This window comes from Cryobacterium sp. M15 (assembly GCF_002929675.1).
Lineage (GTDB): Bacteria > Actinomycetota > Actinomycetes > Actinomycetales > Microbacteriaceae > Cryobacterium > Cryobacterium lyxosi.
On record NZ_PJJW01000034.1, the window covers coordinates 92039 to 103626 of the forward strand.

11 protein-coding genes are annotated in these 11588 nt (G+C 65.8%); 6 read left to right on the forward strand and 5 right to left on the reverse strand.

All coding sequences use genetic code 11. From position 1 onward, the window contains the following. Positions 1 to 32: 32 nt before the first annotated feature. Together CXY83_RS06205 and CXY83_RS06210 are read left to right on the forward strand one after the other, a co-directional pair. The gene (locus tag CXY83_RS06205) at positions 33 to 254 is read left to right on the forward strand and encodes a hypothetical protein (RefSeq protein ID WP_104127647.1); all 222 of its coding nucleotides are present in this window, start codon (positions 33 to 35) and stop codon (positions 252 to 254) included. Positions 255 to 257: 3 nt separating this feature from the next. Beyond that, positions 258 to 1127 (forward strand): alpha/beta fold hydrolase, encoded by an 870-nt coding sequence (locus CXY83_RS06210; RefSeq protein ID WP_104196506.1) that lies wholly within the window; start codon positions 258 to 260, stop codon positions 1125 to 1127. On the opposite strand, the gene CXY83_RS06215 is transcribed toward CXY83_RS06210, so the two are convergent. Further along, a complete protein-coding gene (locus tag CXY83_RS06215) occupies positions 1099 to 2052 on the reverse strand; it encodes an SDR family oxidoreductase (RefSeq protein ID WP_104196507.1) in 954 nt (317 codons plus the stop codon). The two genes, CXY83_RS06210 and CXY83_RS06215, sit on opposite strands and share 29 nt — an antisense overlap. Before the next feature lie 250 nt (positions 2053 to 2302). On the opposite strand from CXY83_RS06215, the gene CXY83_RS06220 reads away from it, so the two are divergent. From CXY83_RS06220 to CXY83_RS06230, 3 genes are read left to right on the forward strand one after another with little or no spacing between them, the layout of a single operon-like run. Then, the gene (locus CXY83_RS06220) at positions 2303 to 3421 is read left to right on the forward strand and encodes an adenosine deaminase (RefSeq protein ID WP_104196508.1); all 1119 of its coding nucleotides are present in this window, start codon (positions 2303 to 2305) and stop codon (positions 3419 to 3421) included. Between the two features lie 58 nt (positions 3422 to 3479). Continuing rightward, on the forward strand, positions 3480 to 3929 hold the full coding sequence (locus CXY83_RS06225; protein WP_104196509.1) for a PTS sugar transporter subunit IIA: 450 nt from the start codon (positions 3480 to 3482) through the stop codon (positions 3927 to 3929). Then, entirely contained in the window at positions 3926 to 4201 is a 276-nt protein-coding gene (locus CXY83_RS06230; RefSeq protein ID WP_104196510.1) for a PTS sugar transporter subunit IIB, read from the forward strand. The genes CXY83_RS06225 and CXY83_RS06230 overlap by 4 nt, the downstream gene beginning before the upstream one ends. Positions 4202 to 4342: 141 nt before the next feature. On the opposite strand, the gene CXY83_RS06235 is transcribed toward CXY83_RS06230, so the two are convergent. Continuing rightward, positions 4343 to 6433, reverse strand: a complete 2091-nt coding sequence (locus CXY83_RS06235; protein ID WP_233200637.1) for a phospho-sugar mutase — start codon at positions 6431 to 6433, stop codon at positions 4343 to 4345. Beyond that, positions 6430 to 7263 carry a purine-nucleoside phosphorylase gene (locus CXY83_RS06240; RefSeq protein ID WP_104196511.1) on the reverse strand — a complete coding sequence of 278 codons (834 nt, stop codon included), beginning with the start codon at positions 7261 to 7263 and terminating at the stop codon, positions 6430 to 6432. Before CXY83_RS06240 ends, CXY83_RS06235 begins: the two co-directional genes overlap by 4 nt. Positions 7264 to 7443: 180 nt before the next feature. On the opposite strand from CXY83_RS06240, the gene CXY83_RS06245 reads away from it, so the two are divergent. Beyond that, the gene (locus CXY83_RS06245; protein WP_104196512.1) at positions 7444 to 8880 is read left to right on the forward strand and encodes an NAD(P)H-quinone dehydrogenase; all 1437 of its coding nucleotides are present in this window, start codon (positions 7444 to 7446) and stop codon (positions 8878 to 8880) included. 174 nt (positions 8881 to 9054) lie between these two features. On the opposite strand, the gene CXY83_RS06250 is transcribed toward CXY83_RS06245, so the two are convergent. Then, entirely contained in the window at positions 9055 to 10827 is a 1773-nt protein-coding gene (locus tag CXY83_RS06250; protein WP_104196582.1) for a biotin carboxylase N-terminal domain-containing protein, read from the reverse strand. An 85-nt stretch (positions 10828 to 10912) separates the two neighbouring features. After that, positions 10913 to 11563, reverse strand: a complete 651-nt coding sequence (locus CXY83_RS06255) for a nucleoside triphosphate pyrophosphatase (RefSeq protein WP_104196513.1) — start codon at positions 11561 to 11563, stop codon at positions 10913 to 10915. Positions 11564 to 11588 lie beyond the last annotated feature (25 nt).

Below are 11588 nucleotides of genomic sequence, written 5' to 3' on the forward strand. Positions count from 1 at the left end.
AACCCAACCGCTCACACGATCAGGAGGACAACATGGGATTCGTCGACAATGCCAAGGATGCACTCGATGCCACCGGCAAGAAGATCGGTCGAGCAGTGGACGACGCCAAGGACCGCATCGATGACAAGGTCGACGAGGCTAAAGCCAATGCCAAGGTGAAGCAGGCCGAGGGCGACGTGAAGCATGCTGAAGCCGAGCGTAACGCGACCGAGGCTAAAAATGACCTGAAGGCCACGCTGCGCGACGATACCTAGCGCATGTCCTGGTGGGCGGAACGGATGCGCACGACGCGTCGGTCCTGCCCACCACTTTTGCACGTCGCAACGGATGCCGGCACCGGCCCGGTCGTCCTCCTGGTGCACGGCATCGCATCGTCTTCGATCACCTTCTACGAGGTGATTCCGCTGCTGACGCCGAACCATCGCGTGATTGCCGTGGATATTCTGGGCTTCGGTCAGTCGCCGGCGCCGATCGGTTGCCAGTATCGACTGGAGGATCATGTCGGGGCCTTGGCCGCGACCATCCGCTCGCTGAAGTTACGCGAGCCGTTCGTGCTCGTCGGCCACTCGCTGGGCAGCCTGATCAGTACGCGCTACGCGGCGATGGAGAGACACGGCAGTGTCGCGACATTCTGGCGGCGTCTGGCCGGTCGCGGCACGGTATCACGCGTGGTCTTGGTCGGGCCGCCGGTCTACGTCTCACCGAGCGACATCGGTGATTCGCGGGTCAGGGCGCGGGTCAGCGCGTACCTGCGGGCCTACGATTTTCTGCGCGCCAACAAGGAATTCACGCTCGCCAACGCCGCGATCATGTCGCGCCTGCTGCCCAAGGGCATCTTCGAACTCACCGAGAAGACCTGGACCCCCTTCATCAAATCGATGGAGCACTGTATCGAATCGCAGACCGTGGTGAGCGACATCGCGAGCCTGACGGTGCCGGTCGACGTGATCTACGGAGCGTTCGACGCATTCATCGCGCAGGGCAGCATGACCATTATCGAGCGGATGCGCCACGTCACCATGCACCGCGTGGAAGCCAACGACCACATCATTCGGAAGCGCCTGGCGCGGGTGCTCGTGAAAGTCATCAACAGCGAAACTACACGGCCGGGAAGGTGGCGCCGGTGAGTTCCCCGGACAGCGACCAGAGACGGCGGGCATCCGCTTCGTCGAGCGATCGCGGGGGCAGCCTGGCGGGCGCGGGGGCGCCGGTGAGTTCGCCGAATCCACCGGGACCGTAGTAGCCGCCGCCGGCCGCTGCCGGGCTCGTCGCCGCGTAGAGGGCCGGCAGGATGCCCTGGTCGATCTGCTGCCAGATCCAGCCAATGTGGTGGGTGGCTTCGTTGACGGCGAGGAAGACCCGGGCCGAGGCTCCCTTGTGGGTGGGTCCGGTGATCTGCAGGTTCGTGACGGTTGCACCCGGGTGCGCGGCGATGCTGCGCAGACCCCAGCCGCCGACGACGCTGCGCCGGTTGAGTTCGCGCGCGAACACGAGCGTGGCGAGCTTGGAGAGCGCGTAGGCGCGGTGCGGCCGGTAGCGCAAGCCGTGCAGGTCGTTGAAATCGAGGCGTCCGGTGCGGGCGATCAGGCTTGAAAGACTCACGACCCGGCTCGTTGTGGCGGCGCGCAGCAGCGGCAGCAGGTGAGCGGTGAGCGCGAAATGGCCGAGGTGGTTGGTGCCGAATTGCAGCTCGAAGCCGTCTTCGGTCTCGTCGCGCACCGGTGGCATCATGATGCCGGCGTTGTTGAGCAGAATATCGATCGGGCGCCCTTCTTTCGTGAGCTCCGCACCGAATTTGGCGATGCTCGACAGCGAAGCCAGATCGAGACGACGGATGCTGACGCTCGCCTCCGGGGTCTGCTCACGAATGCGTCTCACGGCCGCTGCACCCTTGTCCTCGTTGCGCACGGCGAGGATGACCTCGGCGCCCGCGCGGGCGAGGCGGCCGGTGAGGCCGAATCCGAGGCCGCTGTTGGCGCCCGTGACGACGGCAAGCTTGCCGTGCAGGTCGGGAACCTGGATGTCGGGGAGGTGCTTGGCGCGCGTGGTCATGGGGCTCCCGTTTGTCGTAGAGCTCCATCCAACCCCGTTTGGAGAGTGGAAGTCACGCGGCGGCCGAGGCCTGCGGCGGATTCACGGCTGCGCGGTCAGGCGGCCGAGCGCTGCGGCGGGTCGCCGACGCGCCCGAGAGCATCGACGATTCCGCTGGCCGCATTTCTCATGGTCCGCCCAGAGCCGCTCCGATAAGCTGAGCGCGCGGTTGTAGTTCACAGCCGCCCCCCGTAACGAGGAGCTTGTTCGTATGACTGTGATCGAGGAATTCCTCATGCCCGGCGGCGGCACGAGCATCAACACCCTGCCCAAGGTTTCGCTGCACGACCACCTCGACGGCGGCCTGCGCCCGCAGTCCATCATCGAACTGGCCGACTCCATCGGATTCGTGCTTCCCACGACGGATGCCGACGCGCTCGGTGAATGGTTCTCCGACCAGTCCAACGCTGGTTCGCTCGTGGAATACCTCAAGACCTTCGACGTCACGACCGCGGTCATGCAGACCCGCGAGGGACTCAGCCGGGTCGCCCGCGAATTCGTCGAGGATCTCGCCGACGATGGCGTCATCTACGGTGAGGTGCGCTGGGCTCCCGAGCAGCACCTGGCCCGCGGCCTCACCCTCAACGAGGTCGTCGAAGCCGTGCAGGACGGCATCGAAGCCGGCATCGAGAACGTCGAAGAGTCAGGCCGCAGCATTCGCATCGGCCAGCTCATCACCGCCATGCGCCACGCGAACCGCGGCCTCGAGATCGCCGAACTCGCCGTGCGCTACCGCTTCGACGGCGTTGTCGGCTTTGACATCGCCGGCGCGGAAGCCGGCTTTCCAGCTGGCAACCACCGCGCAGCGTTTGACCTGCTCGCCCGCGAATTCATGCCGGTCACCGTGCACGCTGGCGAGGCCGACGGCCTGGACAGCATTCGCAGCGCCCTATTCGACGGCCGTGCGTTGCGCCTCGGCCACGGCGTGCGACTTGCCGAAGACGTCACCATCGAACGCCAGGACGACGACAACACCTTCGTCACCCTCGGCCCGCTGGCCCAGTGGGTGCGCGATCGCGAGATCACGCTCGAACTGAGTCCTTCGTCGAACCTGCAGACCGGGGCGGTCGCCGCCTGGGGCGAGGAACTCTTCGACCACCCGTTCGACTTGCTCTACCAGCTTGGTTTCAAGGTCACCGTCAACACCGACAACCGTCTGATGAGCGACACCACCCTCACCCAGGAACTGGCCCTGCTTGCCGATGCCTTCGGCTACGACGTCGGCGACCTCGAGATCTTCCAGCTCAACGCAGCCCACGCGGCGTTCCTGCCGTTGGAAGACCGTGAAGAGCTGGTCGAGGCCATCGAAGCCGGCTTCGGCGACGCCTGACGCTGGCTGATCCAAAGCGCCAGCGCACCAAGCACCACCCCGCAGAACCGAAGGAATCATGTCCCTGCCGCATCTCCCGCTTGACGCCATCACGATCGGTGCGCACGCCGACGACTGGCCGGCCGCCATCACGGCGGCCGGTGACGCCCTCGTGCGTTCCGGTGCCGCCACATCCGCTTATACCGAGCGCATGATCGAGGTGATTCGCGAATTCGGTGCCTACATCGTGATCGCGCCCGGCCTGGCGCTCGCGCACGCCCGCCCGGGAGCGGATGTTCTCACAGACGGACTCTGCGTCGTCACCCTCGTCGAGCCGGTCACCTTCGGGCACCCCCACAACGACCCGGTCAGCGTGATCGTGGGCTTGGCCGTTGCCGGTGCCGACGACCACCTGCAGTTCGTCGCCGAACTCGCCAACGTGTTCAACGACCCGACGGTGATTCCGGCCCTGGCCGGCGCCACCAACGCCGAGTTCGTGCAGAGCGTGTTCGAGCGGACTGCCTCATGAAGATCGTCGTGATGTGCGGTATCGGCCTGGGTACCTCCGCCATTCTCAAAGTCAATACGGAGCGCGCGCTCGAACGCCTCGACATCGATGCGAGTGTGCTGGCTACCGATGTCGCCGGCGTGCGCGCCGCCGCGGCCGACGCCCAGGTCATTTTGACCTCGTCTGAGCTGGTCGACGCGATCGGCAAGACCAACGCCGACGTCATCGTCATCAACAACTACTTCGATGTCGACGAACTGGTCGTCAAACTCGACATCGCTCTGGGCTCCTAGAACCCCGCGTTTCGGGTTCCAGCCCACCGCTGTCGCGGACGGGGCCCGGGCCCCGTCCGCGGGCCCAGCTTATAAACTGGGCCCACGGTCAAAAGGTGGGCCCGGCGAGCGGATCTTCCCACGCCGCACCGGAGGCTTCACCTAGGCGATCAGCGCCCGCATGCCCCGATCGAGCTCGTCGAGGGCGGCCTGCGCGGCAGAACGGCGCTCCACCAGAGTGCCGACCGTGCAGCGGGTATCGATGTACACCTTGAGTTTTGGCTCGGTTCCACTCGGGCGCACCATCACGCGTGACCCGTCGGTCAAGCGGATGCGCAACACGTCGCTCGGCGGCAGCTCGCCCAGCCCCCACCGAAAATCGTCGATTTCATCGACCCGAATACGGCCGACGTGGGTGGGTGGGGATTCCCGCAGGCGCGTCATGACCAGGGCGATCGTGGAGAGTTGAGAGACCCGCACCGAGATTTGTCCGGAGGCGAAGTACCCGAACTTCTCGCTGAACGAGTCGAGATAGCCGGCGAGGGTCGTTCCCTCCGACTTGAGATCGCTCACCAGCGACAGCAGCGCCACCGCGGCCGAGATGCCATCCTTATCGCGGATGGTACCCGGGTTGACCAGATAGCCGAGCGCTTCTTCGTACCCGTAAACCAGGTTGGGCACCCGCGACACCCATTTGAAGCCGGTGAGGGTTTCTGTGAAGCGCAGGCCGTAGGCATCCGCGACCGCATGCAGTGCCGGTGACGACACGATCGAGCAGGCCAGGGTGCCGGCATCGACGGTGGGCAAAGCGTCGGGATCGTTCGCCGGAGCCATGGCCGCCGCCCGCCAACCGAGAATCGCGCCGACCTCATTGCCGCTGAGTCGGCGGTACCCGCTCGCACTGGACAGGTCGGGGATGGCCACGGCGAGGCGGTCGGCATCCGGATCGTTGGCGATGATGAGTTCAGCGCCCACCTCGCGCGCACTCTCGTAGGCCAGGTCCAGCGCTCCGGGTTCTTCCGGATTCGGAAAGGCGACGGTTGGAAAAGCGGCGTCCGGTGCGATCTGGGCATCGACGAGGGTCGGCAGATCGAATCCGGCCTTCTCCAACACCCGACGCGTGGTGTCCCAACCCACGCCGTGCATCGCGGTGTACACCGCGTTGACCTGCGCGCGGGGCCTGTGGGCGAGGCCGGCCGTCGCCGCGATGTAGGCGTGCACGACGTCTTCCTCGGCGGTTTCATAGCTGCCGCGCGGCAGGTGCAGAACGTGTTCGTCGGCGGCAACGCGCAGAATCTCGGTCGAGATGGCCAAGTCGTCGGGGGAGACGATCTGCGCGCCATTGTTCGCGCCGCCCAGGTAGACCTTGTAGCCGTTATCGTTCGCAGGATTATGTGAGGCGGTTACCATCACGCCGCAGCTCGCGTCGAGGTGCCGTACCGCGAAGGCGAGTACGGGTGTCGGGAGCAGACGAGGCAAGAGGATGGCGCGCACCCCCGCTCCAGCCATGATCGCCGCAGTGTCGGTTGCGAAGACCTGCGAGTTCTTGCGTCCGTCGTAGCCGATGACCACCGACGGCGTGACGCCAGAAGCAGCACGCCGACGCAGGTAGGTCGCGAGGCCGGCCGCTGCCTGCGAGACCAGCACGCGGTTCATGCGGTTCGGTCCGGCGGAGATCTCACCGCGCAGCCCGGCCGTGCCGAATGCGAGCCGGGTGTCGAAGCGCGAGTGCAGATTGGACAGGGCCGTGGTATCGCCGTCGTCGACGGCGTTGATCAGAACGCGAAGTTGCGCCTGCGTTTCCGGGTCCGGATCCTGGTTCAGCCAGGCCCGCGCGGTCTGCAGCAGCGCAACGGTGCGATCGGTCGAGGTCTCGGGTGTCTCGTGTGCCACGGGCGCAGTCGCAAGCTCGTCGACGTCATCACTCTCAGCGCTGCCAGGCGTGATCGTCGAAATGGCAACGGTCGGTTCGAAGCCGGCGTCGTCGCTGTCGTGCATGATCGTCGAAATGGCGACCGTGGGTTCGGAGGCGTCGTCGGGGTTGTGCGTGATCGGCAGGGCGCGGGTCGGAGTGCGCAACTCATCGGCTGTGTCCGCGTCGAGAACCGCCGGCGCGGCATCCGGGGTGGCTGGCGGCGTGACCTGCGGCGCGGCATCCGCTGGCGGGCCGGAATGGCGACCGCCGGTGCGCTCGGTCGGCCGGTCGTCGGTGTTATCGGGATGGCCAGCGTCGGGCCGGTCGGAGCCCGTCACAGCGCGGCCACGATCCGGGCGAGGAGCGCGCTGATCACCGGTTCGGCCAGCGCGCCGGCTTCGATGACTTCGCCGTGGCTGAGCGGCGTCTTCTGAATGCCGGCGGCGAGGTTGGTGATGAGCGAGAGGCCGAGCACCTCCATTCCGGCTTGCCGGGCCGCGATGGCCTCGAGCGCGGTCGACATGCCCACGATGTGACCGCCGATCGCCTTGGCCATCTGCACTTCGGCCGGGGTCTCGTAGTGCGGCCCGCGAAACTGGCAGTACACGCCCTCGTCGAGCGTCGGGTCGATGCTGCGGGCGAGATCGCGAAGCCGCTTCGAGTACAGGTCGGTCAAGTCGACAAAGTTCGCGCCCTCGACCGGAGAATCAAAAGTCAGGTTGATGTGGTCGCTGATGAGCACCGGGGTGCCCGGCGTCCACGATTCACGGATGCCGCCGGCCCCGTTGGTCAAAATCATCGTCGTCGCTCCGGTCGCCGCCGCCGTGCGCACGCTGTGCACGACCCGGCGTACACCGTGACCTTCGTAATAGTGCGTGCGGGCACCGATCACGAGGGCGCGCTTGCCGCTCGGAAGAAGAATGGAGCGCAGGGTACCGGCATGGCCGGCCAGGGCGGGAGCGCTGAACCCGGTGATGTCTGCGGCGGCCACTGTGTGGGTGGTCTCGCCGATCAGGTCGGCGGCCCTGGCCCAGCCGCTGCCGAGCGTGAGAGCGATGTCGTGTCGGGGAACCCCCGTGATGCCGGCGATCTCCGCGGCGGCCGACTGTGCTGCCTCAAACGGATCTGTTTCGGGCAGGTCTAACGGGTTGATCTCGTTCGTGAACATTTGACTACTCTAGAACCCCCGCCTCGGGCACGGAGATTCTGAGCGAATTCTGCTCATCGGCGCGCCGAACGAGCGCCGAGACGAATATTCGGCTCAATTTCGCTCTTTTCGACGGTCATGCGGACTGTGCGGTCGATGAACCGGTTTGGAGGGAACTGCGCGCCTTGAGAGAATAGGTACATGGCCTATGAGTTCGAACGCAAGCAACGCATCGCAGTACTGGGCGGTGGGCCCGGCGGATACGAAGCGGCCATCGCCGGAGCACAACAGGGTGCCGACGTCACCCTCATCGAAAGCGTCGGAGTCGGCGGTTCCGCCGTGATAACGGATGTCGTCCCTTCCAAGTCCCTTATTGCCACGGCCGAGGCCTCGAATTCGATCGGCGAAGCGACCGACCTCGGTGTGCAGTTCTTCGTGCGCGGCGAAACCGGCAAGCCCCTGCGCCCCGAGGTAGCCATCAACCTGGCCGCCGTGAATAAACGACTGCTCGCCCTCGCTCGCCAGCAGTCCGAAGACATGAAGGCCACCCTCATTCGTGCCGGCGTGCGCTATGTTCAGGGCCACGGCCGTCTCGATGGCACCACCGGCATCATCGTCGCCACCTCCGGCGACTCAACTGCCACCGACTTCGACCGCATCGACGCCGACACTGTCGTCGTCTCTGTGGGTGCCAGCCCCCGCGTGCTCGCGTCAGCGCTACCCGACGGTGAGCGCATCCTCACCTGGACCCAGCTCTACAACCTCAAAGCCATTCCCGAACACCTCATCGTGGTCGGCTCCGGCGTCACCGGCGCCGAGTTCGCCTCGGCCTACCGTGCCCTCGGCGCGAAGGTCACTCTCATCTCCAGCCGTGATCAGGTTCTGCCCGGAGAAGACGCCGATGCCGCGAACGTCATCGAAAACGTCTTCAAGCGTAACGGCATGATCGTGCTCTCCAAGTCGCGGGCCTCCTCGGTCGAGCGCACCGAGACCGGCGTCGTCGCCATGCTCGAAGACGGACGCACGGTCGAAGGCAGCCATTGCCTTATCGCCGTCGGCTCCATTCCGAACACCGCCAACATCGGCCTCGAGCAGGCCGGCGTGCAGATCACCGACTCCGGACATATCCAGGTCAACCGGGTCGCGCGCACCTCGATTCCGAACATCTACGCAGCCGGCGACTGCACGACTGAGATTCCCCTGGCATCCGTGGCGTCGATGATGGGCCGCACCGCGGTGTTCCACGCCATGGGGGACACCGTCAATCCGATCGAGATTCGCAACGTTGCCGCGAACATCTTCACCCAGCCCGAAATCGCCACCGTCGGCTACACCCAGAAGCAGATCGAAGACGGGCTCGCCCAGGGTGAGATCTACAAGCTGCCGCTCTCGCAAAACCCGCGGGCCAAAATGATGGGAATCAAGGACGGCTTCGTGAAGCTGTTCGCCCGCACCGGCAGCGGCACGGTCATCGGGGGCGTTATCGTCGCCCCCAAGGCCAGCGAACTCATCTTTCCGCTCGCCCTGGCCGTCGAGCACCGGCTCACCGTCGACGAAGTCGCACGCACCTTCCCGGTCTATCCCTCCCTGACCGGGTCCATAACGGATGCGGCGCGCGCCATGCACATCGTCCTCTAGCTCTGGACTTCATCGGTTAGTTTTCGAGGTGGGCCGTGGGAGCGGATGCCCTGCCCCCAACCTCGTCAACGACGCATGCGCAGGCTGTCGAAAACCCGCAGCCGACGGCGAAAACTAGGCGGCGACGGCGAAAACTAGGCGGCGACGGCGAAAACTAGGCGGCGACGGCGAAAGCTAGGCGGCGTCGGAGACCGTGAGCAGAACGCTGCCAGAGGAGACCGTTTCGCCGACGATAGCGGCAACGTTGCCGATCGTGCCGTCACGGTGGGCAACGAGCGGCTGCTCCATTTTCATGGCCTCGAGTACGAGCAGCAGGTCTCCCTTGACCACGGTGTCACCTTCGGCGACGAGCAGCTTGATGATGGTCGCCTGCATTGGCGCCGTGACGGCGTCTCCGGTGGCGGTGTCGACGGAGTGCAGGCCGCCGCGACGCCTCGGGGCTGGGCCGACCGAGCGGGCGCTTGCGCCGCCGGGTAACAGTCGAGTGGGCAGGGTGACCTCAATGCGCCGCCCCTCCACCTCGACGACGATGCTGTGGCGTTTCTGCTGGCCGACGGCGTCTTCCATGCTGCCGCTCCACGGTTCGATGTCGTTCTCGAACTCGGTCTCGATCCAGCGGGTGAAGACGGTGAACGGCTTGCCGTCGGTCGGCGCAAAGGCAGGGTCGCGCACGACCTTGCGGTGAAAGGGCAGCACGGTGGGCAGGCCGGCCACCTCGAACTCGTCGAGAGCCCGGCGCGAACGCTCGAGGGCTTCCTCGCGGGTCGCGCCGGTGACAATGAGCTTGGCCAAAAGTGAGTCGAACGATCCGCTGATCACGTCACCAGACTGAACGCCGGTGTCGACGCGCACGCCGGGACCGCCCGCGGGCTTGAACACGTGTACCGGGCCGGGCGCTGGCAGAAAGCCGCGGCCGGCATCCTCTCCGTTGATACGAAATTCAAACGAGTGAGCGGATGCGACGGGGTCACCGTAGGTGAGCTCGCCACCCTCGGCGAGGCGGAACTGCTCGCGCACCAGGTCGATGCCGGTGACCTCTTCGGAGACCGTGTGTTCAACCTGCAGGCGAGTGTTGACCTCGAGGAACGACACCGTTCCGTCCTGGCCGATGAGAAACTCGCAGGTGCCGGCACCGACGTAGCCGACCTCCTTGAGGATGGCCTTGGAAGCGCGGTACATCTCGTCGCGCTGCGCATCGGTGAGAAACGGAGCCGGAGCTTCTTCGACGAGCTTCTGGTGCCGGCGTTGTAGCGAGCAGTCGCGGGTCGACACGACGACGACGTTGCCGTGCATGTCGGCCAGACATTGGGTCTCGACGTGGCGGGGGGAATCGAGGTACTTCTCGACGAAGCATTCGCCGCGACCAAAAGCTGTGATGGCCTCCCGGGTGGCTGAATCAAACATCTCGGCGACCTCGTCGCGGGTGCGGGCCACCTTGAGGCCGCGCCCGCCACCACCGAAGGCAGCTTTGATCGCCACGGGCAGGCCGTGCACGTCAACGAAGGCGAGTACCTCGGCCGCGTCGCTGCAGGGGTTTAACGTGCCTGGCGCCATGGGGGCGTTGACCTTTTCGGCAATTTTGCGGGCCGAGACCTTGTCGCCGAGCTGCTCGATGGCTTCGGGAGAGGGCCCGATCCAGGTCAGGCCTGCGCCGATCACGGCGCGGGCGAAGTCGGCATTCTCGGCCAGAAAGCCGTAGCCGGGGTGCACGGCGTCGGCGCCGGAACGCCGGGCGATCGAGAGGATCTTGTCGATGACCAGGTACGTTTCGGCGCTGGTGGTGCCGTCGAGACCGTACGCCTCATCCGCCAGGCGGGCATGAAGAGAGTCGCGATCCTGGTCGGCGTAGACGGCGACAGAAAGAATTCCACTGTCTTTCGCGGCACGGATGACCCGAACGGCGATCTCGCCTCGGTTGGCGATGAGGACCTTCGTTATGAGTGACACAATCACTTAGCCTATTGCCCGTCGTCGCATCCCTTTTGGTTCTGTCCCACAAAAAGACCCGGCAGATTATTGTGAATGCCTACAATTACAGTGCTCCGGGGCGATTCCACAGGGTCGGCCACTCGTGCCCCAGAGTGCGCACCAGCCGCCGCAGCGTCGGAAGAGACAACCCCACCACGGTGGATGGATCGCCGACGATGCTCGTGATGAAGGGAGCGCCGAGGCTGTCAATGGTGAATGCGCCTGCCACAAACAAAGGCTCCCCGGTGGCGACATAGGCGTCGAGCTCGGCGTCGTCGAGGTCGTCGGCAAAGGTCACCTCGGCCGCCACGGCCGCGCCGATCGCCCGGCCAGGCACGCCATCGGCGACCTCGATCAGCCAGTGCCCTGAATACAGCGTTCCCGTGCGCCCGCGCTGGCGCTCCCAGCGTTCCCGAGCGGCCTCAGCGGTGTGCGGCTTGCCGTAGATGACGCCGTCGAGCACGAACACCGAGTCGCCGCCCAGCAACAGCCCGGTCAGCGGCTTCGGCAGCGAAGCGGATACCGCAGCTTCCGCTTTCGCGCGCGCCAGCAGTTCCACGAGCACGCGCGGCTCCAGAGCCGAGCCCACCGCGGCCTCGGTTTCGGCGACGACCCGAGCCTCATCGACGTCGGGGTTGATCAGGACGGGTTCGATGCCGGCCGCGCGCAGTAGGGCGAGGCGGGCCGGAGACGTGGAAGCCAGGTAGAGGCGCATGCGGTCCTTTCGACGAAGGGTGAGC